Origin of the sequence: Qipengyuania gaetbuli (assembly GCF_009827315.1) — a bacterium.
Taxonomy (GTDB): Bacteria; Pseudomonadota; Alphaproteobacteria; order Sphingomonadales; family Sphingomonadaceae; genus Qipengyuania; species Qipengyuania gaetbuli.
The window spans coordinates 346,287-370,672 of the sequence record NZ_WTYF01000003.1; the positions used below are offsets into that span (position 1 = coordinate 346,287).

Below are 24,386 nucleotides of genomic sequence, written 5' to 3' on the forward strand. Positions count from 1 at the left end.
CTAGAAGAGAGACGATTGCGCGGATCGCCCGGCCCACGGGATGTCCGTGCGGTCGATCGCCAGCTCGCCCTCGAACGGGCGGCAGAGGGCAAAGGCCTCGTCCGGCGAGCCGCTCATCCACGTTTCGCGGTCGCCGGCGGTCAGGATCACGGGCATCCGGTCATGGACTTCGGACATCTGCTCCGACGCATCGGTCATGACCATCGAATAGCAGTCGCCCCATTCCGCGCTCTTTCGCCAGATCCCGGCGACCGTGAACACCTCGCTGCCCGGTAGTGTCATCCAGGTCCGGGTCATTGCACCCTTGGGGCCCTGCGCTTCGGCAAAGCTTTCCAGCGGGATCAGGCATCGCCGCTCGACGAAGCTGCTCTTCCAGAACGGGCCTGACAGCTTGTCGGTCCGCGCGTTGTTGACCGGCTTGGGCTTGAGCGGCTGGCCCTTCGCGCCCTTGCGCGGCAGCGGGAAGCCCCAGGTCATCGTCTCGACCTTGCCGCCGGCAAGAACGAGGCCGGAGTATCCCGGATAAATCTCCCCGCCAGCATTGCTCCCGATTTCCGCCACCGCGTCGAACAGCTGGGCGACTTCGGTCGCATTCTTGGTCATGCGATAGAGATTGCACATGGGCTCTAGCTATCGCCTCAAAAGCGCCTTGGCTCAATCCTCATTGCCGCGAAGCAGTTGTGAAAGGGCGGCGGACGACCGGCGCCCGCCGTCCATGGGATCAGGCGGTCTCGGTGCTTTCGCCGCAATCGGAACCTTCGGTGGCTTCTCCGTCGGCTGCCGGTTCCGCATCGTCCTTCGGCTCTTCCTTCTTCTCGTCGGCGGCCGGATGCTTGGGCTTCAAGCGTTTGAGCAGCGGTTCCTTGTCGCCTTTCTCGAACAGGTCGAGTTCGTAGGCAAGGCAGCGCGCCACTCGCGTACCGTGACCCGTCTGGATGAGCGGGTTGAGCAGCGATTTGGCGATGCCGATTTCGCCTTCGAGCAGGAACATGTGGGTCAGTGCCTGGCGAATGCCGGTGTCGAAAGGAGCATATTGATAAGCCCCCTCGAGCGCGTTCTTGGCGGAATCGGGCGCTTCCTCACCGGCCAGCAGGTAAGTCAGGTAATAACCGTAGAGCGGGACCGGATGGTCGTTCTCCATGTTGTTCGCCGCGATGAAGCGTTCGCGCGCCTGCGCCATCATCGCCTTGTCGTCGAGCGAGCGCATGAGCGAGGTGTTGGCAAGGTTGATCGCCGCCTCGGTCGATTTCGGATCGATGGCGAGCGCCTTGTTCGATAGGGCTTCCGCCTCGGCATAGTTCTTGTTGTCGAACTCGACCTCGGCAGCGGCAAGGAGCACCGGCACGCTTTGCGGGAATTGTTCGGCCAGCGCACGTGCCTTCGGGAGCTGCTTGGCTGCAGCCTTCTCGTCGACGCCGACCTTCGATTCGATCATCAGGTCGATGCGCGCTTCCTCGTCGGCGCCGAGCTGGCGGATCGCCACCTTCGGCTTTTCGGCGTTCATGTAAGGCACTTTGAGCACCTTGGCCGAGCCGCGGCGATAGGAATCCATTTCCTTTTCGAGCTGGTCGAGGTCGCCGAATGCCGCCTTGGCCGCTTCGAGCCGCCCTTCACCCCGCGCAAGGCGCGTGACGTAATCGGTGATCTGCGGGCGGCGTTCCGGCGTGAAGTTCAGCAGGCTGGCGAGGAGCCAACCGTGGCCGTAGGTGCGCGCGCCGGTTTCGCGATCAGGCTTGGCCGGCGGATCCATCATCTTCTCGATGTCGAGGTTCACCGCCATGATTTCGAGGCTGCGCCACGTCGGCGCATCGCCGATGACGAAACGGTTGCCTTCCGAACGCAGTGTCGAGAACACTTCTGCAAAGCCTTCGCGGTACCAGGCCGGGTACGGGGCATTGCGGTGCTGGAACATGAAATAGTGGACGTATTCGTGGAACAGCACGGCCTTGGGTTCCAGCTCCAGCCCGCTGAAACGGTCCTGGTTGCTGCGGTCATAGGTCACGTTCTGGCGGCGCGGCACAAATGCGTAGGAACCCGAAGCGCGCGGAATGAAGAACCCGCCGATGCCGCTTCCCGGCTGGCCTGCCAGGACAGCCATGTCGCGCGTCTCGCCGAAGCGGAAAACGATGACCTTGGAGGAGGGCGGCAGGCTACCGTCGTCAGGTCCGACGCCGCTGATGATGCGCAGGACCTCGTCCAGCCGTTCCAGGTCCTGGGCGAATTCTTCCGTGCTCGACTTGGAATCGCGCGAGTAAATCTTGAAGTGATCGGTTTCGGCAAGGAACCAGTCGGCGGCATGGGCCGGCACGGCGACGAGTGCCGCGAAAGCAGCAAGAATTTTGGCGAAAAGACGCATGTGCAGACCCCAACTTTATGCGGGTCGGCCAATGCCTTGGCCTTGCAGTCCCCGCGAATCCCTGAGGTCGATGCTAATCCAGAGAACGGGCCAAATCAAACGAAGGAATACGGGTCGATATCCACACCCACGCGCACGCCCGGCGGGTGGTCGAGACTACCCAGCCAGCGCCTGATGACGTCCTGCAATTGCACCGAACGGCGCGCATTCATGAGCAGGCGATACCGGTATCGCCCCCGCAGCAGGGCCATGGGGGCAGGGGCGGGGCCGAGGATCATGAGATCGTCCACCTGCGGGCGGGTATCGCCGATCCTGCGCGCGGCCTCGCGGGCTTCCGCCTCGTCTTCCGAGGAGATTATGATCGACGCCCAGCGACCGAAGGGAGGAGCACCGGCTTCGCGGCGCATCTCGGTCTCGACCGAATAGAAGGCATCGCGGTCGCCCGCTGCCAGAGCGGCTATCACGCTCGCTTCGGGATGGCGCGTCTGGATCAGCACTTCGCCCGGTTTTTCACCGCGTCCAGCACGGCCTGCGACCTGTGCCACCTGCTGGTAGGTCCGCTCGCCCGCCCTCAGGTCGCCACCCTCAAGGCCGAGGTCGGCATCGACTACGCCGACCAGCGTCAGTTCCGGAAAGTGGAAGCCCTTGGTCACGAGCTGTGTGCCGACGATGACATCGATGGCGCCGCCTTCGACCTGCGCGATGAATTCGGCGGCGCGTCCGGGCGAATTGAGCGTGTCCGAAGTCGCCACGAACACCCTTGCGTCCGGCAAACGCTCCGCAACTTCGTCCGCAATTCGTTCAACCCCGGGTCCGCAGGCGACCAGGCAATCCGGCTCGCCGCATTCGGGGCAGCGATCGGGGCTGGGGGTCTCGTGGCCGCAATGGTGACAGGCGAGGCGGCGGGTGAAACGATGTTCGACCAGCCAAGCGCTGCAATTGGGGCACTGGAAGCGGAAACCGCAGTTACGGCAGAGCGTCAGCGGGGCATAGCCGCGGCGGTTGAGGAACAGGAGCGATTGTTCGCCTCGTTCGAGGCGTTCCGCGATGCCGTCGACCAGCCGCTGGGCGAGCCACATGCCGTGGGGTGGTTTCTCCTGCGTGAGATCGACGAGGTCGATGGAAGGCAGCTCCGCTCCGCCGAAACGGCTGGGCAGGTCGAGCTTCGCGTAGACGCCGCTTTCGGCCATCTGGAGGCTCTCGAGGGCCGGCGTCGCGCTGGCGAGCACCACCGGGATGCCTTCGAAATGCGCGCGCATGACGGCAACGTCGCGGGCATTGTAGCGCACGCCGTCTTCCTGCTTGAAACTGGTCTCGTGGGCTTCGTCCACGACGATGAAGCCGAGCTTGCGGAACGGCAGGAACAGGGCAGAGCGGGCCCCCACCACCACCTGCGCCTCGCCGCTGGCGACATTGCGCCAGGCGCGCCGCCGCTCGGTCGACTTGAGCGAGGAGTGCCACAGCACCGGCGCGACACCGAAGCGCTCTTCGAAACGGTGAAGGAAATTCTCGGTCAGCGCGATTTCGGGGAGGAGGACGAGCACCTGTCGACCCATCCGCAAAGCCTCGGCCACAGGCTCGAAATAGGTCTCGGTCTTGCCCGAACCGGTTACCCCGTCGAGCAGGAAGGGCGCGAATTTCGCGTCCCTGACCGCCTTCGACAGAGTGTCGGCAGCTTCCGATTGCTCGGGCGAGAGCTCGACCTGCGTGAAATCGGGCCGCGCCTCGTCATAAGGCCGGTCGCAATCGACCTCGACCGGTTCGAGCACGCCCTGGTTGACGAGGCCGCGAAGTACCCCCTCGGACACGCCAGCAATGCCCGCCAGCTCGCGGATGGTCGCCTGCTCGCCCTCCAGCGCCTCCATGGCGGCAAGCCGCTGGGGGGTGAGGCGTTCCGGCATGCCGCCGGTCAGCCGGTACTCGGTAATCGTCGCAGGCCCCTTGAGCGCGCCGCCCGACGACAGTGCCATCCGTGCCACCCCTGCCAGCGAGGCTACGTAATAGTCGGCCGTCCATTCGATCAGCCGCCGCAGCGGGGCGGAAAGTGGAGGGACCGGCAGGATGCCCCTGATCGGGCGCAGCTTCTCGGCAGGAACCTCGGTTCCGGGAAGCCGTTCAGCCTCCCAGACGATCCCGATGATCGTGCGCGGGCCGAGCGGGCATTCGACCACGTGGCCCGGTCCGACCTCCATGCCGTCCGGCACCTTGTAGTCGAGCGGGCCGAGAGCGGCATTGAGGACGAGGCAGCGCACGCGGTTCATCGGAGAGTTCATATGGGCGGGCTAGATACCGCGCGACAAGGGTGGGACCTTCGAGGAGCAGATTTAATGAACGATATTCTCGCCACTACCACCCACCGCCGCAAGTTCCTTGGCGGACTCACGCTCGGCGGTGCTGCACTGGCGCTGCCGGCCTGTTCGACGCTAGGCGGTTTCAGCCTGGTCGATGCCGTCCAGCGCCTGCTCTACCTGTCGAGCGAGCGTGCCTTTGCGCGCATGCTCGACGAAGGCGGCTTCTGGGACCAGCAGGTCGCGCAGGTCGGGCTGGAGAACCTGCTTGGCGCAAGGGGCGGGGTGCTTGGCACGATCCTGACCTCGTCGCTGTTCAAGGACCGGCTGTACGATGCCTTCGGCGACATTGCCTATGAAGGCGCCGAACGGGCCGCGCCCATCGTGACCGACGCGGTTCGCGTGATCGGCATCCAGAACGCCGTGGCGCTCGTGAACGGCGGACCGACCGCTGCCACCGGCTTCCTTCGCGGCGAACTCGGCACGCGCCTGATCGATGCCATGGTGCCGGAACTGGGCACGGCAATGCGCGTGGCGCAGGATCCGCTGGTAGGCCAGGCGCTGGCCGCCCTGACCGGCGTCAACGTGTCGCAGGTCGCCACCCGTGTCGCCGATACGATCGACGATACGATCTGGAACGAGATCGGCAACGAGGAAGCGGCCATCCGCCGCGATCCGCGCTCTACCCGCGACCCGCTGATCATCGGCGTTTTCGGCGGCGCACAGGCGTTCTGATCCGCAGCAAGCTGGGGACAAACGGGGCGCACGGTGGCTCGCAATCTTGAGCGACTCGCCGGGCGCCCGTTAGCCTTCCCCCCATGACGGATACCTTCGTCGCCCTGTCCGATCCCACCCGCCGCCTCCTGCTCGACAGGTTGAGCGAAGAGGGCGGATTGACCCTTTCGGAACTGAGCGAGGAACTGCCGATCACCCGGCAGGCGGTCGCCAAGCATCTCGCCGTGCTGGAAAGCGCGGAACTGGTGGCGAGCGAGCGCGACGGGCGCTGCAAGCGCCACTACCTAAACCCCATGCCGCTGGCGAAAATGGCCAAGCGCTGGCTCGTCCGGTTCGAGGACGTGCCGCTGGGCGCGCTGGCGGGCTATCATGCCGCGCCGGCTACTCGACCAGCACACCACCCTTGATCACGGCATCCACGTCAGCCAGCTCGCCGACGTCCGCCAGCGGGTCGCCGCTGACTGCAATAATGTCGCCCCACGCGCCGGGCTTGATCACGCCGACCTGGCCTTTCTGCCCGAGCGCGTCGGCGGCATTGACCGTGGCCGCGCGGATCGCCTCGATCGGGGTCATGCCGTATTCGACCATGACGCGGAACTGACCGCCGACGAGCTCGTGCGGCATGACCGCCGCATCGCTGGCGAAAACCATTTTAACGCCCGCTTGGTGGGCTTTGCGGAAATTGTCGCGCTGCGCCTGGCTGAGCGCACGTTCCTTGGCGATGTTTTCTTCCAGCACGCCGTTCGCCGCGCCCTGGCTCAGCGTGTATTCGGTGTTGTAGATATCCATCGAGAAGAAGGTGCCGTGTTCCTTGGCAAGCTTGATTGCCTCGTCATCGGCGTAACTGGCGTGTTCGATGGTGTCGAAGCCTGCACGGATCGCAGCCTTGATGCCATCGGCGCCGTGCGCATGGGCGGCGGTCTTGAGGCCCCAGAAATGCGCTTCGTCGGCAATGGCTTTCAGCTCTTCGAGCGTCAGCTGCTGGATGCCGGGAGCAGTGTTGCGGCTGAAGACGCCGCCAGTGGCGCAGGCCTTGATCACTTCCGCCCCGTACTTGCGCTGTTCGCGCACGCGCTTACGCAGTTCGTCCGGGCTGTCGCCCACAGCCGGGCTCTTCGCATCGAAACTGGGGGGAAGGAACGTCTCGTCGCAGTGGCCGCCGGTCGCGCCCAGCGCATGGTTTGCGTTGACGATGCGCGGCCCCGGGATCCAGCCTTCCTCGATCGCCTGGTCGATCCCGGCGACATTGTAATCGCTGTCGCCCACATTGCGCACGGTGGTGAAGCCGACCTTGAGCATGGTGCGCGCATTGGCGACCCCGATGGCGGTCCAGAAGCGGTCGGTGAACTGGAGGCCGGAATAGCCCCCGTATTCGGGCCGTCCGTCGAGATGGACATGCATGTCGATGAGGCCGGGAAGGAGCGTGTGCCCGGCAAGGTCGATCCGCTTCGCATCCGCCGGGATCGCGCTGCCGGAGCCGACGCTTGCCACCTTGCCGTCCACCACCGTCACTACCGGATTTTCGACGAACCGGCCCGTTTCGACATCGAGCATGCGGTCGGCAGTGACCACTACGGTTTCGGCGGCAGCGGGTGCGGCGCAAAGCGCGATGGCAGCGGCGGCGCCGCGAAGGACGGGCTTCATTCTCTCATTCCCCTTAAGGCGGCACGACGTGCCGCGGAGGGCAAGTCATACAGGATGCGGCCTTGGGGGGAAGGGGCGTGTTTGCGGCTTGGCGAGAGGGGCCTTCAGGGGGCGGTGGCGGGCCAGTGCGAACAGCGGGCGGCGCGGCATGATCTCATTCATAGCTGACCACCTCGAACTCGATCCCGTCCCAGTCGAAGAAGTAGAAGCAGCGCGGGCCGGGTTCGTATTTGCCGTGGCTGAAGGGTTCTAGCCCGTGGCGCACCACGACCTTTTCCGCCGCGTCGAGATCGTCGACCATGAAGGCGATGTGGTTGAGCGGCTGGCCCTTGCGATATTCGCCGGCGACGCCGGGATTGGTGTAGAGCGAGACGTAATTGTCCTCGCCGCCGATATGGATCGTCCTGCCATCGTTCATGGACGGTCCGCTCCAGCGTTCGTGCCAGCCGAGCAATTCGGCCAGCAGGGCGGCGCTGCGGTCGGGATCGGTGACGGAAATATTGGCGTGTTCGATACGGCCCTTGGGCATCGCGGTTCTCCTTGTCTGCACGGACCGGAAAGCCGGCCCGCGATGTGCGATGCAGGGACATATGCAATCTCAAGCTAAGTTGAGGTCAAGGTTTGAATTTGCTATGACGGTAATCGATGAAAGCGAACGACCTGCTCACCATCGGCGAACTGGCGCGGCGCACCGGCCTGTCAGTTTCGGCCATCCGTTTCTACGAAGACAAGGGGCTGGTCGCGGCGCTGCGAACCTCCGGCAACCAGAGGCGATTCCTGCGGGGTGACATCAGGCGGCTCAGCTTCATCCTGATCGCGCAAAGGCTCGGACTGTCGCTGGCGGAGATCGAGCAGGCCATGGCCTCGCTACCCCAGGGGCGAACGCCCAATGCGCCGGACTGGAAGAAAATCAGCCGCACCGTGCGCGAGCGCATCGAGGCGCAGATCGCGGCGCTGGAGAAGGTCCGCGAAGACCTCGACGGTTGTATCGGCTGCGGCTGTCTCAGCCTGAAGAAATGCGCGCTCTACAATGCGGACGACCGGTGGGGGGAGAGCGGCAGCGGGCCGCGCGTGCTGCGCTAGTTTCTGAATCCACGGGATAGATAACGGACTATCCTGCTCATCGTGAGAGCGCGGTCCTTTTCCAGTCTGATAGTCGGGGGTGCGCTGGTGGCTGCGCCCGTCACGCCTGTGCTGGCGCAGCAGGCCGAAGATTCCACGCTCAACTCCGCAGATGCAGGCTGGAGGGATGCCCCCCGCAGGTGGAGCTTGCGGGTGGCGAGCCGGGCGCAGCAGATCTACCAGCTTGAAGTCGTGCGCCTTGGCTTCGAGGGCCGGGTGGAGGCGATGGTCAGGATCGGTGTCGACGGGACGGTACGCGACTGTGCCGTGCACCGGTCGAGCGGAGCAGCCGAGCTCGACGCACTGGTTTGCCGGGCCATAGCCCAATCGCCTCCCGCGCCCGTCAATATGGACGCCGGAGGACAGGCGCAGGAAGTGGCCGTGGTCCTCCGGGTGGAGTTCGTCATGGTCGACGATTTGCCTCCTGCGGGAGAGGGTAGCGAAACCGACTAGTATTCCGGCCCCAGCTCCGCATCGAGATCGCGCGGGCGGGCGAAATGGACCAGTTTGCCGCAGCCCTCCTTCAGGTCGGCCCAGCTGTCGATATCGAGCTCGAAGACCGCAAAGGCGGCCGTCGGGAATTTCACCTTCGCTTCGTCGAACAGGTCGTTCTCGTTTTTGGGTGAGACCAGTTCGAAGACCATGTCGCCGAAACCTGGATTATGGCCGGCCATCAGCAGGGCATCGACGCTGTCGTTGGTTTCGCCGATCACGTCGCAGATCGTCTCGGTAGAGGCGAGGTAGAGGCGGCGGTCCCATTCGGGCTCGGGCCCAACGGCCGCTTCGCCAAGCGTGAGTTTCACCCGCTCGGCAGGGCTTGCCACGAGCCGGTCCCACTTGACCCCGTGATCGCGGATATGTTCGCCGATCAGGCGTGCTCCCTTGCGGCCGCGCGCATTCAGGCCCCGGTCGAAATCGCGCTTGTCGCTCTGCCCCCAATCGGACTTGGCGTGGCGCAATAGGCCCAGGATCTTCACGAGGATTCGCTCTCCACAGCTTCGAATGCTTTCGTTCCAACACCCTTAGCGACGCGCTGTAAAGCCTCGTCGAGCGTGACGCGCAAAACAGGCGTGCCTTCGGGAAAGGCCGACAACAAGCGGGTGGGAAACGCCGGCGAGAGCACGACGAAATGGCCCGAATCCTCGCGGCTGCGGATGAGCCGCCCAAAGGCCTGCGCCAGCCGCGCGCGGATGATGCGATCATCGTAGCGCTGCGCGCCGCCTTCCTCCTCTGCCGCTGCCGCACGGCGTGCTCGGTGGAGGATGGTGGGACGCGGCCACGGCACGCTTTCCATGACCACGCAGCGCAGCGAACGGCCGGGCACGTCCACCCCGTCGCGCAGGGCATCGGTGCCGAGGAGGCTGGCGCGGGGGTCATCACGGAAAATGTCGGTCAGCGTGCCGGTATCGATCGGGTCGACGTGCTGGGCATAGAGCGGCAGGCCCGCCCGGGCGAGCCGGTCGGCAATCCGGCCATAGACCGCCCGCATCCTCCTGATGGCGGTGAACAGGCCGAGCACGCCGCCATCGCTCGCCTCGATCAGGCGGGCATAGGCACCGGCCAGCGCGGGGATGTCGCCTTTGCGGATATCGGTCACGATCAGGACCTCGGCGCGCCCGGCATAGTCGAACGGGCTGTCCGCCTGCTGGGTCTTGGGCACCAGTTCTAGGTGCGGGGTGCCGCTCTTGGCGATGGCGTGGGGCCAGTCGGGTCCGCCCTCGTCGCGATCGGTCAGCGTGGCGCTGGTCAGCATGACGCCATGTGCGGGCTCCAGCACGACCTTGGCGAAAGGCTTCATCGGGTCGAGCCAGTGACGGTAGATGCCGACATCGAATTCGCGCGCGTCGTTCCGGTCCACTGCCAGCCAGTCGACGAATTCCGGGTCCGAAGGGCCACCAAGGCGCGATAGCAGGGCTTCCCATGCCGCAATGAGGTCCACCCTCCAGGCGAGCGAGTGGCGCGCGCCTTCGATCCGTGCGCGGCCTTGTCCGTCGAGCCAGTCGGGCGCGTCTTCCAGCACCGCTTCGAGGCGGCCTGCAAGCTTCAGCAGCGGCGAGCGGATCGCGGCAAGCGCCTGCGCCGCGGTACCTGCGGCCTCGACCAGTTCGCCGGGCAATTGAGAGGTTTCGGTCTCGATCCCGTATCCTGCCTCCTGACCGCTTTCATCGCGCGCATAGGTGACGGCGCGAACCTGCGCGAGCAGCGCCTCGAGCGGTCCGAAAGGCGTGCCTTCGACCAGCCGCCCGAGCCACCCGTCGGAAGGCAGCGCCTGCGCCGCTTCCACCGCGGCCTCCACCGCTTCGCCGCCCGCATCGTCATAGCTGGCGACATCGGCAAGGCGTGCGGCAAGGCCGCGGCGCCGTCCGCGGCTGTTCTTTTCCGGCCCGATGATCCAGCGCCGCAGCTCGATCGCTTCCTGCCCGGTCAGCGCGGCCGAGAAGGTGCTGTCGGCCGCGTCGAACACGTGGTGGCCCTCGTCGAACACGATGCGCGTGGGCCGTGCGTTCGGATCGCGTCCGCGGGCAGCATTGACCATCACCAGCGCGTGGTTGGCGATGACGAGATCGGCCTGCGCCGCGTTCCGCGCGCTGCGTTCGATGAAGCATTTGCGGTAATGCGGGCAGCCGGCATAGACGCACTCGCCCCGCTGGTCGGTCAGCGCCGCGATGCCGCGCTTGCGGAACAGCGTTCCCAGCCAGCCGGGCAGGTCGCCGCCGATCATGTCGCCGTCCTGCGTATAGGCGGCCCAGCGCGCGACCAGCTGTGCCAGCACTGCCGGCCGGCCCGAGAACCCGCCCTGCAACGCATCTTCAAGGTTCAGCAGGCAGAGATAATTCTCGCGCCCCTTGCGCACCACCACGGGGGGCGAGCCGTCGGGCCGGGTGGCCGGCCAGGCCCGCGTGCTTTCGCGGCGCAGCTGGCGTTGGAGGTTCTTGGTGTAGGTGCTGACCCAGACCGTCCCGCCGGATTTCTCGGCCCACAGCGAGGCGGGGGCAAGGTAGCCCAGCGTTTTGCCGATGCCGGTTCCTGCCTGCGCGAGGAGGACATGGGGCCGCTTTTGCCGGTCTCGCGGCGAGAAGACATGGCCCGCTCCGCGCGAGAACAGCCGTTGCCCGTCCCGCCGCTCTGCTCCTTCGCCGGTCAGCCGTTCGAGCTGCGCCTCGATCTCAGGCTCGTCGATCAGGACCTGTGCGGGTTGGGGACGCTCTGCCGCCTCTTCCCACTCGGGAAGTTTGGTGAAGAGCCATTTCTCGGCCCTTTCGGGCTTGCGCACATGGGGTGCGAGCACGTTTGCCCATGGCCAGCGCAGGCGGGTCAGCGATTGCAGCGTGGACCACGCGCCCTCGCGTTCCGCCCAGTTCTCGCTTTCGCACGTCGCAACCAGCGCGCCTGCCGCCTTTTGCAGGAGCAGCGGCACGTCCGCGTCATCCGCAGGCTCATCCAGCTCGAGGGCATGGGCCAGCCCCTTCGGCGTGGGAACGCAAAAGCGGGCCGGATGGACGAAAGCGAACAGCTCCAGCAGGTCGAGGCCGGACAGGTCGGGATAGCCCAGCCTGCTCGCCACGAGCGGCGCGTTCATCATGAGGAGCGGCGTGTCGGCAGCCGCCATGACCGCCTCGCCCTTGGAACAGCCGCGCGTCGATCCGTTCGCATCGCGCAGCCAGGTTCCGGCATGGCTGGCGTGGAGGGCAGGGAGGGGCAGCGGCTGGCTCACGGATTCGACCATGCAAAGACCGGAACGAAAAGTAAACAGAAGCGCGCAGTAATGTGCCGAACCCCGATCGGTTCGTCGCAAGCCGTTTGCGTGCCGTCGGGAATTGGCGAACGCCTCCTGTTTGTTTTCAGCCGCTTATCCTTGTCTGAACGGCAGATTACAGGAACAGGGCCGGAATCGTGGTCGTTTTTAGACCCATGACCAAGACCCGCCATATGCTCACCAGCGCCCCCCTCGCGATTGCAGCGATGGCCGCGCTCCCCCTGTTCCCCGCATCGGCGCAGGAACAGCCCGTGATCGTGCTGCCGGACACTGCTCCGACCACGACTACAAGCGTGCCTGCAGCCACCGCTACACCCGCGCCGGTCATCGTCCTGCCTGACCCGGAGCCGGTCACGACCCTGCCTGCGAACGAGGCGGCCCCCACCGATAGCGCGACACGCGAAGCAGCACCCGCACCGGTCGTGGCCAGCCGAGCCACGCCGGCACGCGAAGTCTCGCGTCCCGTCGTCGACGCTGTGGCAGCGACGCCGGTCGAATCCAATTCCGAGCCTGCGACAAGCGAAGAAATCGCTCCGCTGCCTGCGGCCTCGGCCGAGACGATCGCTGCGAACCGCGCTGCGCTTGAACCCGTCCCCGCGCCGGTTGAAGACGCCTCGAGTGCCGCCCTGCTGCTTGCGCTCTTGGGTGTCGGCGGTGTCGGCCTCGCGGCATTCTTCCTGATGCGTCGCCGCCGGAAGGAGCCGGTGCCGACCATCGAACGCCCGCATGTCGCAAATGCTACTGTAGCTTCGCCGCCGGTCCTTGATCGCGATCCGGTCGTCACGACGCATGACGCGGCTCCTTCGGCGACAGTGATTGCGCCGGCTATTCCGACACGCGCTGCGGCGCTTAGCAATGGTGCCGCCGTCGAACTGCCCCGCGAAGCGCCGAATACCTTCGCCGAGCGTGACAGCCTGCTGAAGCGCATGATCGCCGCGCGTCCGGACCGGGCAAACCCGTTCCGCTCGCCCAAGGCGCGCGCCAAGCGGGCGCGACTGATCCTCCAGTCGCTGAACATGAACTTCCACGACCGCAAGCCGTGGATCGACCTCAGCCAGTACACGAACATCTGGCCCGAATTGCGCGGGCACGGCCCCCGCACTGCGACTGCCTGAACCCTCTCCCCGACCCCTCAGCAGGTGTCGCAGCGGTAGGGGCGTCCTCCCGAAAGGGTAGGGCGCCCCTATTGATTCACGCGGCGATGGAGAGTTCCGATGCAGCCAGTGCCTGCTCGAGATCGGCGAAGATGTCCTCGGCCTCTTCCAGCCCGATGGACAGGCGCAGCAGGCCTTCCCCGATGCCGTGGGCCGCGCGCTCTTTGGGCGTGTAGGTGGAATGCGTCATGCTTGCCGGGTGCTGGATCAGCGTTTCGGCATCGCCGAGCGAAACGGCGCGGATGATCATTTCCAGCCGGTTCATGAAGCGGATGCCCTGGTCGTAGCCGCCGACGAGGTCGAAAGCGATCATCCCGCCCGGAAGCGCCATCTGACGCTTTGCCAGTTCGTGTTGGGCGAAGCTTTCCAGCCCCGGATAGTGGACCGCTGCGACCTGCGGCTGCGCTTCGAGCCATTGCGCGACTTCCAGCGCGGTGCGGCTATGGCGTTCCATGCGGAGGGACAGCGTCTTGAGGCCGCGCATGATCAGCGTGGCGGTGAAGGGGCTCATGACGGCGCCCGTCATGTCCTTCAGGCCTTCGAGGCGGACCTTCTGCATCATCTCGGCCCTGCCCGCGACAAGCCCTCCGACAAGGTCGCCATGACCACCGAGGTATTTCGTCGCGGAATGGACGACGATATCGGCGCCAAGCTCGATCGGGCGGGTAAGGGCAGGCGTCGCATAGGTGTTGTCGACGACGACCTCCGCACCGTGACGCTTCGCAACCGCGCTGATCGCGGCGATGTCGACGAGCCGCATGTTCGGGTTCGCCGGGGTTTCGAAATAGACCACTTTGACTCGATCGTTCATGGCCGCTTCCAGCGCTTCGGGATCGGTCAGGTCGACATGGGTGACCTTGACGCCGAACTTCGCCAGCCCGTGCCGGAAGAAGGCGAAGGTGCAGCCGTAAAGAGTCTCGTCGGTGACGATTTCGTCGCCGGCTTGCAGGATGCTCCACATGACCGCCGTGATCGCGCCCATTCCGCTGGCGGCGGCAACTCCCGCCTCCGCACCTTCGAGCACGGCAAGGCGCTGCTCCAGCAGGTCGACCGTAGGATTCGAGATCCGCGAATAGAAATAGCCGGGCTGTTCGCCGGCAAAGATGGCGCCGCCCTGTTCGGCGCTTTCGAAGGCAAAAGTGGACGCAAGGTGCATGGGCGGCGTGAGAGCGCCTTGGTTTTCGGCCGGATCGTAACCGTGATGGATGGCGCGGCTTGCGAAACCGGAAAGCTTGGTGCGACTCATGATATGCCTCTTTGCATGCGTTTGAGGCGAATATACCGAAGCAGGCGTGGCATTTCCCTGCAAAGGATGCCATTAATTGGCTTTAAATTGGCATATTATGCTAACAGGAGGTCGGTTTGGACGGGAAAGATCGCCAGATCCTGAGAGAGCTGCAGCGCGACGGGCGCCTCACCAATGCGGAACTGGCGGACCGCGTGAACCTATCCCCTTCGCCCTGTTTGCGACGCGTGAGGAACCTGGAGAAGGCGGGCGTCATCGAACGCTATGTCGCGCTCGTCGACCGGGAGGCGGCAGGCTATCCGGTGACGGCGTTCGTGCAGGTGACGCTGGCTCGCCATGACCGCGAGGTGGTCGATACTTTCGAGCAGCGAGTGCGCGAAACGCCGCAGATCCTCTCCTGCCACCTGCTGACCGGGAGCTCCGATTACCTGCTGCAGATCGTGGTCGCCGGTCTCGACGATTACGAGACCTTCATGCGCGAAACGCTTCACACCACGCCGGGCATCGCAACCATCAACACCAGCTTCGTCTACGGCACCGTGAAGGACACGGTCGAGCTTCCTTAGAGGCGGGTTGCGGGCGTCCGCACCTGGTCGGAGCGTATCCGATTGAGGGCCAGCGCCGCGTCGGCAAGCTGGGCGAACTGGCGGATCGTCTCGCTCACGAGATGGCCATCCTCGTGGTGGTCGAGCGACCCACTTTCGAACATGTCGCCGCCGTTGATCGCCATGACCATCGTGCCGCCGGTGAACAGGACCGAGCTGTCCCTGCCGCCGAAGGCGCTTTCCATCGACAGCAGGCGCTCGATATATTCGGGATGCATCATCCAGCGCGCCTCGGTCTGGTCGGTGGAATAGACATCGTAGCGGTCCTCGAATTCGGGGCTCACCATCTGCGCACGGTCGAGAATGGTCCCCTCGACCTTGATGGTGTCCTTCGCCCCGCCGAAGAACTTGCTGAAATGCCCGTCGGGGGCGAGCAGGGTGGTGCCGTGGAATCGCTCTTCGAACCCGATCGACAGGATCGCGCCGCGAAAGACAGTGACCCAGCGCTGGTTCTTGCCCGACCCGCGCCGCTCCTCGAGATGTGCCTCGTGCAGCAGGAAGGGGTGGGGGCCTGCATGGCCCGACCACATATCCTCGAAGCTGGAACGGTCGTGCGAAGGTAGCATGTGGAATGCGCGCGACTGCTCGAATGCCTCGCTTCCCTCGCAGTCGTGGCAATATTCGAGCCCCAGCGACTTCGCGATGGCTTCGTTGATGCCCGATTTGACCTGCTTCTTCGCGTCGAATTTGGGTTTCTGGGTCCATGCCCAAGCGAGGCCACCTGCGACCACCCAGACGAATATGGGAATGTCGAAGGGCGAGAAGCCGAACACCCAGAGGACGCCGAGCAGGGGCAGTAGGACGATGGCGATATTGAAGATGCGGTTGTTCGACTTCTCGATCGCGAGGCGGCGCGTGGTGCGTTGGCCATCCAGCCATTCGCCCAGTTCGCCCGCCATCAGCCGATCCGCATCGGGATATTCGATCACCCGTACTTTCCCCCTTAACCCTTGCGCCCTATCATAGCGCCCGGCTTGGAATAAGGGGTTAAGATATGAGCGTTTTCGCAATGGTTCTGATCGGCGTCATCGTGCTTGTCGCCATCATGCTGGTGGGCATCTACAACCGGCTGGTCGGCTTGCGGCAGACGGTCAACCAGGGCGTGGCCGATATCGACGCGCAGCTGCGGCAGCGCCACGATCTCATCCCGAATCTCGTCGAAACCGTGAAAGGCTATGCCGGACACGAGAAGGAAACGCTCGACGCCGTGATTTCCGCACGCAACCAGGCTGCGAACGGCTCGATTTCCTCGGGCGACGAACAGGGGCTGCGCGTGGCCCTCGATCGGCTGCTTGCGCTCGGTGAAGCTTATCCCGACCTTAAAGCCTCGGCCAATTTCCAGGAACTGCAGCGCGAACTGGCGCATGTCGAAGACAAGCTGGCGGCTGCACGCCGGGCGCTCAATGCCGCGGTTTCGCGCTACAACACGGGCCGCGAGACTTTCCCGGCCGTGCTGTTCGCCGGAATGCTGGGCTTCCAGCCGGCCGATTTCCACCGGCTCGACGACAGCGAGAAGGGCACGGTCGACCAGGCGCCCAAGATCGCGTTCTAGCCGGGCTCGACCCACCGCAGCACAGGCCCGAGACACCCCGGGAAAGGTTGCAATCGCAGGGTAACATTTCACTTGCGATTCATGATGCACGAGATATATGCGCCGCTCCCGCTGCCCCAAGGGGACTTCCTAACCGCAAGGCAGCTTGTCGTTTCATGGTCCGCAAGGACTGTTTAGGGGGTCCCTTGAGTTGCAGCATTTCCCTGACGCCTGGTCCGTAGTTCGCGCGCTCCGCCCGGACGAGCCGATCATTCTCAATCGCCCGCACGCCGCAGCGCGTGCTGCCCGCTTCTTCGTCGAGAAGTTCCCGGGCAAGTCGCTCTATGCGGTCAAGGCGAATCCGTCGCCCGATCTCGTGCAGATCCTGTGGGACAACGGCATCACGCATTACGACGTCGCATCCATCGCCGAAGTGCGCATGGTGCGGCAGGCGCTGCCCGATGCGACGCTGTGCTTCATGCATCCGGTCAAGTCGCCCGGCGCGATCCGCGAGGCCTATTTCCAGCACGGCGTGAAGACCTTCAGCCTCGATTCGGTCGAGGAACTGGAGAAGATCGTCGATGCGACCCGCGGCGAAGACGGGGAACCGGCAGCCGACCTGCGGCTGTGCGTGCGCCTGCGCGTCTCGTCCGAACATGCCGCGCTCAGCCTCGCATCCAAGTTCGGCTGCGACCTCACCGAAGCGCCTGCGCTGCTGCAGGAAACCCGCCAGTATGCCGACTGGCTGGGCGTGTGCTTCCACGTAGGTAGCCAGGCGATGAGCCCGTTCGCCTATGTCCAGGCGCTCGACCGCACCCGTGCGGCCATTGCCGAAGCTTCGGTCGTTATCGACATGGTCGATGTCGGCGGCGGTTTCCCGAGCGTCTATCCGGGCATGGAGCCTCCGCCGCTCGAAGACTACTTCACCATCATCCACCAGCACTTCTACGCGCTGCCGATCGCTTACAACGCCGAACTGTGGTGCGAGCCCGGCCGCGCGCTGTGCGCCGAATACAGCAGCCTGGTGGTGAAGGTCGAAAAGCGCCGCGGAGAGGAACTCTACATCAACGACGGTGCCTATGGCGCCCTGTTCGATGCCGCCCATGTCGACTGGAAATTCCCGGTCCGTGCGCTGGAAGAAGACCTGATCAAGCCGGCGACCGATTTCGCCTTCTACGGCCCGACCTGCGACGATGCCGATTTCATGCCCGGTCCGTTTTCCCTGCCGGAAGACATCCAGGCCGGCGATTACATCGAGATCGGGATGCTGGGTGCCTATGGCGCGGCGATGAAGACCGATTTCAACGGCTTCGGCGCGGCCGAGCGTATCATCGTGACGGACGAGCCCATGGCGAGCCTTTACGACGGCAGCCGTGCACGTCCGGCAGCGGACAATGTCGTCAGCCTGCGCTGACGTTAAGCGATAGCAAATGGAAAGGGCCGCGCGACCGGATAGTCGCGCGGCCCTTCCTGTTTCTGCGCTACCTTACTGGCCGAAACGGTAGAGGATTTGCGCACCGCCGCCGATGTCCGGGCTGCCATCGGCAAGGCCGGTGTAGGCATAGCCCTGCAGGCGCAGCGCATCGCTCAGCTTCTGGGTCAGCGAACCGGTAACCTCGCTCCGATTGGGGGCAGTGGGCAAGGATCCGTCGCGCCAGTCGTAATCGAGCCCCACGGTAGTATCGCCGAGCACGGCATAGGCGCCTGCTCCTGCCAGCCAGACGTCCTGCAAGGCGAATTCATCGCTGCTGCCGTTGAACCGGCGACCGCCGCGCACGGCTGCGCTGACATTGCCGAAGACCTGCAGCAGCTCGCCCTGCAGCGTAATGTCGGTCGTGCCCGTTCCCAGCGCCTTTTCGGTCGATGCGGTGGGCAGCTTTACCTTGCCGGTCACGTCGAAGAAGGTGCTGTCGGACACGCCGAGAGAATAGGTCGCCGCCACGATCACATCGCCGAGGCCGGAGCGGGAAGAAATCTCGGCGGCGTTGTTGTTGCCGCGCACGCCGCCATCGCCGGGGATGACGTCGGCGGGGCCGGTCACGTCGAGATAGGGGATGGTCACGCGAATGTTGAAGTCGCCCGACTGGACCTTTGCCGTCACCGGAATGGCTAGGAAGTCGGTGTCGACGTCCTCGCCATAGTCGCCGGAAGAATAATCCACGCCGGCGGCGATCTGGACATAGTCCTGCGCGGCAACTGCCTGGGGTACTGCAAGTACGGTTAGCGCGAGCGGGCCCGCGATCATGCGTTTCATGTCGTTGTCTCTGTTCAGGCGGATCGAAACCCGCCCCCGGCCTCCTGAACGACCGGGAGCGGGCCCTTTATCGGGCTGTCAGCCCCCGCGGCCAGGTCGCTCGGGGCGTTCCGGCTTTTCGGGCTTCTCGGGCTTTTCGGGACGTTCCGGCTTCTCCGGACGGTCTGCCTTGGCCACCCGCTCGGGCTTTTCGTGCGTCACGACCGCGCGCTCGCCGTCGGCCTTGGTAATCGTGTGGATATTGCCCGAGGGCGTCTCCACGGCCTGGGTAAAGCCGATCTCGACCGTTTCGAACGTGGGGTTCCCGTTTTCGTCGAGAACGGGATTACCTTCCTCGTCCAGCACTTCGCGTTGTTCGGTCAGTGCCTCGCGGGTGACGATGGCGCCATTGGGTTCCGCCGTTTCGGTTTCGGTTTCCGTGCCGCCCGCGTCCTGCGCGAAAGCAGGGGCGACGATGGCCATGGCCAGTGCGGTCGGCATTGCGACCAGATTCAGTTTTTTCATTTGCAACCCTCCATCAAGCAGGAACGCACACCGAGTGCGTCCTGTCTGGGTGGGCGAACGAACTTAATTTCGCGCCAAGAGGCAAGGTTAGTCCGACAGGGCGAACGGCGTTTGCGCCCGACCGCAAAGCGGCGGGCCTGCGGTCGTATCGATAGTTAAAACCAGCCTGCGGGCCTGCAGGAATCAGTCTTCGAAACCCACGAAGCGCGCCGCCTCGCTCACCTCGCGGCGGGTAATCTTTACAGGGTTTGCGGGGAAGTCGGGATCGGGCCAGCCCATGGCGACCGCCTTCATGATCACCTGGTCGTCGGGGATGCTGGCATGTTCGCGCACGACCGGGCTTTGCATGATGCCCTGCGAATTGATCACGCAGCCGAGACCCCGGCTCCACGCGGCATTGACCAGCGCGGTGGTCACGGCGCCGCAGTCGAAAGCCGTGTCGTCGCTGTCCGAAAGCTCCTTGTCATAGGTCACGATGACGCAGACGGGGGCATCGAACTGTCGAAATCCGCGCAGCACCCAGTCCTGTCGCTTCTCCTTGTCGTCGCGCTCGATGCCCATCGCCTCGAACAGCTGGATTGCGCAGCCGATCTGCCGTTCGCGGTGGACGCCTTCGAACGGATGACCGCGGCGGAATTCACGGCTGTCGGGCACGCCGGCCAGGATGTTCTCGGTATTGCCCTTGCGAATGCGATCGAGCGGTTCGCCGGTAATGACGTGGAAGTGATAAGGCTGCGTATTCATCGAGGAGGGTGAGCGCATCGCCAGTTCGAGCACTTCCTCGATCAACGCACGCGGGACCGGTTTGTCGAGATATCCGCGGATCGAACGGCGGCCGTGCACCACCTCTGCGAAAGTCTGTTCCGGATTGCCGCTCATGATTCCTCCTGCTCTCTCGGTCAGGAGTGCTAGCCCAAGCTTTGCCGGAGGCAAAATCCCTTACGGCACGGTCATGCATCGACCCACTTGCGCGCGGATTCGCGGCGGTGGGGGCACCCCGGCCAGCAGCAGGGGCGCTTCTTGCCGTCGAGCACTTCCTCGCGAAGGCGCGTGCGGCGCTTTTGCCTTGTGGCCTCCTGCTTGGCGGAGATGGTCCAGCAGATCCACTCGTTCCGCGCGAGCGGGGTCAGGGCCTGCCATTTGCCCGAAAGCGCTGCATCGCCATCGAGCATGGCCTGGAGCTCGGGAGGGTGGGGTGGCGAAAGTCCGGATCGGCAGCTTTCGCCATCGGATCACGCGGCCTTACGCAGTTCCAGTTCCATGCGGTCCCAGATTTCGACCAGCGCGCCCACCAGCTCGTCCATCATGGCTTCGGTATGGGCAGGGCCGGGCGTGAAGCGCAAACGTTCCGTACCGCGCGGGACGGTGGGGAAGTTGATCGGCTGCACATAGACGCCGTATTCGGCGAGCAGGATGTCGCTGATCTTCTTGGCGCGCACCGGATCGCCCACCATCAGCGGGACGATGTGGGTGACGCTGTCCATGACCGGCAGGCCGGCCTCGCGCATCTTCGCTTTCAGATAGGCTGCGGCAGCCTGCTGGGCGTCGCGCTCGACGCTCGATCCTTTGAGGTGGCGAACGGCGGCCAGCACGCCTGCGACCAGCACGGGGCTGAGCGAGGTCGTGAAGATGAAGCCGGGCGCATAGGAACGGATGCAGTCGATCACGCGCGTATCGGCAGCGATATAGCCGCCCATCACGCCGAATGCCTTGCCCAGCGTGCCTTCGATGATGTCTACACGGTGCGCCGCTTCGTCGCGTTCGGTAATGCCGCCGCCGCGTGCGCCGTACATGCCGACCGCGTGGACTTCGTCGATGTAGGTCAGCGCGTTGTACTTTTCAGCGAGGTCGCAGATCGCGTGGATCGGGGCCACGTCGCCGTCCATCGAATAAACGCTTTCGAAGGCGATCAGCTTGGGCGTGTCGGGATGTTCCGCCTCGAGCAGTTCCTCGAGGTGGGCGAGGTCGTTGTGGCGGAAGACGCGCTTCTCGCAGCCCGAATTGCGGATGCCGGCGATCATGCTGGCGTGGTTCAACTCGTCGGAAAAGATCACGCAGCCGGGCAGCAGCTTGGCAAGCGTCGACAGCGTCGCGTCGTTGGAGACGTAGCCGCTGGTGAAGAGCAGGGCACCATCCTTGCCGTGCAGATCGGCCAGTTCGCGTTCCAGCTGGATGTGAAGGTGCGTGTTGCCGCCGATATTGCGGGTGCCGCCCGAACCTGCGCCCACGTCGTGCAGCGCCTCTTCCATCGCCTCGATCACCTTGGGGTGCTGGCCCATGGCGAGATAGTCGTTCGAACACCACACGGTGATCGGCTTGGGACCGTTGTGACCGTGGAAGCAACGCGCGTTGGGGAAGGCCCCCTTGTTGCGCAGGATGTCGATGAACACGCGGTAGCGGCCTTCCGAATGAAGGCGGTCGATCGCTTCGTCGAAGATCTGGTCGTAATTCACGCGGCAAGGGGCCCGTCAGCGCCGCCACGGCGGCCATACATGGGCCGTCACATAAGCGAACGGGGCGGCTTTCGCCACCGCGATCTTTGCGAACGATTCGCAAGGATTAGAAGCGTTCGAGGCGCTCGATACCGTGCTGGGCGAAGGTGGAGGCGAGCCGCTCGAAATCGGCCAGATCGCCGGTGGTCACGGCAAGGCCCGGCTCGGCGCGGGTGAAGGGCTGCCCTTCGACGAGATGCGCGATCCGGCGCGCGATACCTGCGGCGCCGTGGACGAAGGTCACGTCCTGCCCGAACGCCTCGCGCAGTTCCGGCTCCAGAAGCGGGAAGTGGGTGCAGGCGAGTACCACCGTGTCCATGTTCTCGCCGCCCGGCTGGAGGACGAGGCCGGACGCGGCGCGCGCGACATCGTCCACGCTGATCGTCTCGCCGCGAAGCTTCGCCTCGCCCAGCGCCACGAGGTCGTTCGCGCCGTAGCGCAGCAGCACCTTGTCGCTGGCAAATTCCCGCTCGAGATCGTCGACATAGCGCTGGCGCACAGTCGCTTGCGTGCCGAGCAGGCCGATCGTGCCGGTCTTCGTAACCGCTGCGGCGGGCTTGATCGCGGGAACGGTGCCGACGATGGGCGTTTCCAGCACCTCGCGGACCATGCCGAGCGCAATCGTGCTGGCGGTGTTGCAGGCGATGCAGATGAGGCGCGGCTGGTAGCGTTCCGCCATGCGCCCCAGAAGCCCGGCGACCCGCGCGGCGACCTCCGCCTCGCTTTTCGCGCCATAGGGCAGGCCGGCCATGTCGGCGGCGTAGATGACCGGCGCATCGGGCAGCAGCTTGCGCATTTCGGCAAGGACGGTGAGCCCGCCTACGCCGGAATCGAACAGCAGGATCGGGGAAGAAGCGTCCAAAATCGATAGTCCCCTGGCCCCGGCGCTTGTCGAAGGGGCGCGTTTCACATTAGGGCGGTAGAGGTAGAGGGGCGCAGGCTGCAAGCCAAGTCCCGACAGTCGCGGGGAAAAGCAGTGCCGACCGAACTCACCATCAATGTCCTCTGGGCCGCCCTGTTGGGCTACGGCTTCGGTTCCATCCCCTTCGGCCTGATCCTGGCCAAGCTGGCGGGCAAGGGCGATATCCGGACCATCGGCAGCGGCAATATCGGCGCCACGAACGTCCTGCGCACCGGCAGCAAGGGGCTGGCTGCGGCAACGCTGCTGCTCGACCTCGCCAAGGGTTTCGTCCCCGTCTGGCTGGCGGGAATGTGGTTCTGGCAGGACATGGGCTGGACCGCGCTGTTCGCGGTGATCGGCCATGCCTTTCCCGTCTGGCTGGGCTTCAAGGGCGGCAAGGGCGTGGCGACCAACGCGGGCGTCAGCTTCGCGCTCGCCTGGCCGATCGGGCTGGCCTACGCCGTGGTCTGGATCGGCATGCTTGCGATCACTCGCATCAGCTCGCTTGCCGGGATGAGCGCGGTGGTCGCCGCTGCCGTCGCCGCCTTTGCGCTCGGCGTTCCCACCTTCGCCAAGGTGCTGGCGGTGATCGCCGTGCTGGTCATCTGGCTGCATCGCGAGAACATCCGGCGCCTCGTCGCAGGGACCGAGCCCAAGGTCGGCTCCAAGGGGTGAACGAACTCGCCCGGCCGCCAGCGGCATCGCTCACGCAGGAAGAGGCTTTCGCGCGCATCCGGCTGCTGCGCTCGCCCAATATCGGTCCGGTCAGTTATGCCATGTTGCTGGCGCGGTTCGGCACGGCCGTCGCCGCGCTCGATGCCCTGCCGGACCTCGGCAAGCGCGGGGGGCGCCAGTACCGCGCCGCGCCCGCAGACCGGATCGAGCGCGAGGTCGATGCCGTCAGGCGGGCAGGGGCCAAGTACCTCTTCCACGACCAGCCCGATTTTCCTGCGCTGCTGGCCGAGGTGGACGGTGCGCCGCCGATCCTGACCTATCGCGGCGACCTGTCGCTGGCCTCTGCACCCTGCGTTGCCCTGGTCGGCGCGCGCAACGCCAGCGCGGCTGCGGTGAAGCTGGCCCGCGAATTCGGGAAGGGCCTTGCCGAGGCAGGCTTCACCGTTGTTTCCGGCCTTGCCCGGGGCATAGACGGCGCGGCGCACGAGGGAGCCTTCCCGCGCACCATCGGGGTCATCGCCAGCGGTATCGACATCGCCTATCCGCCGCAGCACGAGGCCTTGCAGGAGCGGATCGCGAGCGAGGGCCTGCTGATCGCGGAACAGCCCCCCGGCACCGAACCGCGCGGCAGCCACTTCCCCAGCCGCAACCGCATCATTGCAGGGTTGGCCAGCGGCACGCTAGTGGTCGAGGCGGCGGTCAAGTCCGGCAGCCTGATCACGGCGCGGCTGGCGGGCGAGGCGGGGCGCGAGGTCATGGCAATCCCCGGCTCCCCGCTCGAAGCGCGCAGCCACGGCTGCAATCACCTGATCCGCGAAGGCGCGGTGCTGGTGCAGTCGCCAGAGGACGTGGTGGAACTGCTCACGGGCTTCGACGGCACCCCGCGCTCGACCTTCCGCGAGCCGGTGTCGCAATTCGATTTCGAACCGGGCGAAATGGCCGAGGCGCAGCCGGCAGACATCGCCGCGCTGCTGACGACCGCGCCGGTCGCTATCGATGAACTCATCCGCCAGTCAGGCGAAAGTGCGGCGGCAGTGCAATTGGCGCTGTTGGAACTGGAGATTGCCGGTCGGCTGGAGCGGCATGCGGCAGGCCGGGTGAGTTTGGCCTGACGTCAGCAAT

Annotated in this window: 25 protein-coding genes; 10 read left to right on the forward strand and 15 right to left on the reverse strand. The window is 65.2% G+C overall.

All coding sequences use genetic code 11. From position 1 onward, the window contains the following. The 3 genes from GRI42_RS01865 to GRI42_RS01875 form a co-directional block, all read right to left on the reverse strand. On the reverse strand, window positions 1-621 hold the full coding sequence (locus GRI42_RS01865) for an SOS response-associated peptidase (RefSeq protein ID WP_160606364.1): 621 nt from the start codon (window positions 619-621) through the stop codon (window positions 1-3). 100 nt (window positions 622-721) lie between these two features. Continuing rightward, a complete protein-coding gene (locus tag GRI42_RS01870; protein ID WP_160606365.1) occupies window positions 722-2,356 on the reverse strand; it encodes a hypothetical protein in 1,635 nt (544 codons plus the stop codon). 95 nt (window positions 2,357-2,451) lie between these two features. Beyond that, window positions 2,452-4,617 carry a primosomal protein N' gene (locus GRI42_RS01875; RefSeq protein ID WP_160606524.1) on the reverse strand — a complete coding sequence of 722 codons (2,166 nt, stop codon included), beginning with the start codon at window positions 4,615-4,617 and terminating at the stop codon, window positions 2,452-2,454. 66 nt (window positions 4,618-4,683) lie between these two features. Here GRI42_RS01875 and GRI42_RS01880 point away from each other — a divergent pair, with 66 nt between their 5' ends. Both GRI42_RS01880 and GRI42_RS01885 read left to right on the forward strand, forming a co-directional pair. Beyond that, the gene (locus tag GRI42_RS01880) at window positions 4,684-5,379 is read left to right on the forward strand and encodes a DUF4197 domain-containing protein (RefSeq protein WP_160606366.1); all 696 of its coding nucleotides are present in this window, start codon (window positions 4,684-4,686) and stop codon (window positions 5,377-5,379) included. Between the two features lie 83 nt (window positions 5,380-5,462). Beyond that, complete coding sequence (locus GRI42_RS01885) at window positions 5,463-5,786, forward strand: ArsR/SmtB family transcription factor (protein WP_160606367.1); 324 nt, start codon at window positions 5,463-5,465, stop codon at window positions 5,784-5,786. Here GRI42_RS01885 and GRI42_RS01890 read toward each other — a convergent pair. Both GRI42_RS01890 and GRI42_RS01895 read right to left on the reverse strand, forming a co-directional pair. Next, entirely contained in the window at window positions 5,761-7,023 is a 1,263-nt protein-coding gene (locus GRI42_RS01890) for a Xaa-Pro dipeptidase (protein WP_160606368.1), read from the reverse strand. The two genes, GRI42_RS01885 and GRI42_RS01890, sit on opposite strands and share 26 nt — an antisense overlap. 154 nt (window positions 7,024-7,177) lie before the next feature. Beyond that, window positions 7,178-7,552: a VOC family protein gene (locus tag GRI42_RS01895; protein WP_160606369.1), complete on the reverse strand. Its 375-nt coding sequence runs from the start codon at window positions 7,550-7,552 to the stop codon at window positions 7,178-7,180. Window positions 7,553-7,668: 116 nt separating this feature from the next. On the opposite strand from GRI42_RS01895, the gene soxR reads away from it, so the two are divergent. After that, entirely contained in the window at window positions 7,669-8,106 is a 438-nt protein-coding gene (soxR, locus tag GRI42_RS01900; RefSeq protein ID WP_160606370.1) for a redox-sensitive transcriptional activator SoxR, read from the forward strand. An 87-nt stretch (window positions 8,107-8,193) separates the two neighbouring features. Further along, window positions 8,194-8,598 carry a TonB family protein gene (locus GRI42_RS01905; protein WP_325065284.1) on the forward strand — a complete coding sequence of 135 codons (405 nt, stop codon included), beginning with the start codon at window positions 8,194-8,196 and terminating at the stop codon, window positions 8,596-8,598. Here GRI42_RS01905 and GRI42_RS01910 read toward each other — a convergent pair. After that, the gene (locus GRI42_RS01910; RefSeq protein ID WP_160606371.1) at window positions 8,595-9,122 is read right to left on the reverse strand and encodes a SixA phosphatase family protein; all 528 of its coding nucleotides are present in this window, start codon (window positions 9,120-9,122) and stop codon (window positions 8,595-8,597) included. The genes GRI42_RS01905 and GRI42_RS01910 overlap by 4 nt on opposite strands. After that, entirely contained in the window at window positions 9,119-11,872 is a 2,754-nt protein-coding gene (locus GRI42_RS01915; RefSeq protein WP_160606372.1) for an ATP-dependent DNA helicase, read from the reverse strand. Before GRI42_RS01915 ends, GRI42_RS01910 begins: the two co-directional genes overlap by 4 nt. Window positions 11,873-12,057: 185 nt before the next feature. Between GRI42_RS01915 and GRI42_RS01920 the strand changes: the two genes are divergently transcribed. Beyond that, window positions 12,058-13,017: a hypothetical protein gene (locus tag GRI42_RS01920; protein ID WP_160606373.1), complete on the forward strand. Its 960-nt coding sequence runs from the start codon at window positions 12,058-12,060 to the stop codon at window positions 13,015-13,017. Between the two features lie 76 nt (window positions 13,018-13,093). Here the strand turns inward: GRI42_RS01920 and GRI42_RS01925 are convergent, their stop codons facing one another. Further along, a complete protein-coding gene (locus GRI42_RS01925; RefSeq protein ID WP_160606374.1) occupies window positions 13,094-14,302 on the reverse strand; it encodes a methionine gamma-lyase in 1,209 nt (402 codons plus the stop codon). Window positions 14,303-14,418: 116 nt separating this feature from the next. On the opposite strand from GRI42_RS01925, the gene GRI42_RS01930 reads away from it, so the two are divergent. Beyond that, on the forward strand, window positions 14,419-14,868 hold the full coding sequence (locus GRI42_RS01930) for an Lrp/AsnC family transcriptional regulator (RefSeq protein ID WP_160606375.1): 450 nt from the start codon (window positions 14,419-14,421) through the stop codon (window positions 14,866-14,868). On the opposite strand, the gene GRI42_RS14110 is transcribed toward GRI42_RS01930, so the two are convergent. Further along, window positions 14,865-15,836: a DUF3137 domain-containing protein gene (locus GRI42_RS14110; RefSeq protein WP_160606376.1), complete on the reverse strand. Its 972-nt coding sequence runs from the start codon at window positions 15,834-15,836 to the stop codon at window positions 14,865-14,867. The two genes, GRI42_RS01930 and GRI42_RS14110, sit on opposite strands and share 4 nt — an antisense overlap. Window positions 15,837-15,901: 65 nt before the next feature. Here GRI42_RS14110 and GRI42_RS01940 point away from each other — a divergent pair, with 65 nt between their 5' ends. Continuing rightward, on the forward strand, window positions 15,902-16,459 hold the full coding sequence (locus GRI42_RS01940) for a LemA family protein (protein WP_160606377.1): 558 nt from the start codon (window positions 15,902-15,904) through the stop codon (window positions 16,457-16,459). 190 nt (window positions 16,460-16,649) lie between these two features. Further along, window positions 16,650-17,852 carry a type III PLP-dependent enzyme gene (locus GRI42_RS01945; protein WP_160606378.1) on the forward strand — a complete coding sequence of 401 codons (1,203 nt, stop codon included), beginning with the start codon at window positions 16,650-16,652 and terminating at the stop codon, window positions 17,850-17,852. 72 nt (window positions 17,853-17,924) lie between these two features. Here GRI42_RS01945 and GRI42_RS01950 read toward each other — a convergent pair whose 3' ends face one another. The 6 genes from GRI42_RS01950 to murI all read right to left on the reverse strand — a co-directional run bounded on the left by GRI42_RS01950 (window position 17,925) and on the right by murI (window position 22,550). Then, window positions 17,925-18,692 carry a transporter gene (locus tag GRI42_RS01950; RefSeq protein WP_160606379.1) on the reverse strand — a complete coding sequence of 256 codons (768 nt, stop codon included), beginning with the start codon at window positions 18,690-18,692 and terminating at the stop codon, window positions 17,925-17,927. 78 nt (window positions 18,693-18,770) lie between these two features. Continuing rightward, window positions 18,771-19,196 carry a hypothetical protein gene (locus tag GRI42_RS01955; protein WP_160606380.1) on the reverse strand — a complete coding sequence of 142 codons (426 nt, stop codon included), beginning with the start codon at window positions 19,194-19,196 and terminating at the stop codon, window positions 18,771-18,773. 183 nt (window positions 19,197-19,379) lie between these two features. Then, complete coding sequence (locus tag GRI42_RS01960) at window positions 19,380-20,075, reverse strand: nitroreductase (protein WP_160606381.1); 696 nt, start codon at window positions 20,073-20,075, stop codon at window positions 19,380-19,382. 71 nt (window positions 20,076-20,146) lie between these two features. Continuing rightward, window positions 20,147-20,368, reverse strand: coding sequence for a YdeI/OmpD-associated family protein (locus tag GRI42_RS01965; RefSeq protein ID WP_160606382.1), 222 nt, complete (start codon window positions 20,366-20,368; stop codon window positions 20,147-20,149). A gap of 60 nt (window positions 20,369-20,428) precedes the next feature. Continuing rightward, window positions 20,429-21,649, reverse strand: coding sequence for a 5-aminolevulinate synthase (gene hemA / locus GRI42_RS01970; RefSeq protein ID WP_160606383.1), 1,221 nt, complete (start codon window positions 21,647-21,649; stop codon window positions 20,429-20,431). Between the two features lie 106 nt (window positions 21,650-21,755). After that, the gene (gene murI, locus GRI42_RS01975; RefSeq protein WP_160606384.1) at window positions 21,756-22,550 is read right to left on the reverse strand and encodes a glutamate racemase; all 795 of its coding nucleotides are present in this window, start codon (window positions 22,548-22,550) and stop codon (window positions 21,756-21,758) included. A gap of 114 nt (window positions 22,551-22,664) precedes the next feature. Between murI and plsY the strand changes: the two genes are divergently transcribed. Both plsY and dprA read left to right on the forward strand, forming a co-directional pair. Next, window positions 22,665-23,264, forward strand: a complete 600-nt coding sequence (gene plsY, locus GRI42_RS01980; protein ID WP_325065285.1) for a glycerol-3-phosphate 1-O-acyltransferase PlsY — start codon at window positions 22,665-22,667, stop codon at window positions 23,262-23,264. After that, window positions 23,261-24,376 carry a DNA-processing protein DprA gene (gene dprA, locus GRI42_RS01985; RefSeq protein WP_160606385.1) on the forward strand — a complete coding sequence of 372 codons (1,116 nt, stop codon included), beginning with the start codon at window positions 23,261-23,263 and terminating at the stop codon, window positions 24,374-24,376. Before plsY ends, dprA begins: the two co-directional genes overlap by 4 nt. Window positions 24,377-24,386 lie beyond the last annotated feature (10 nt).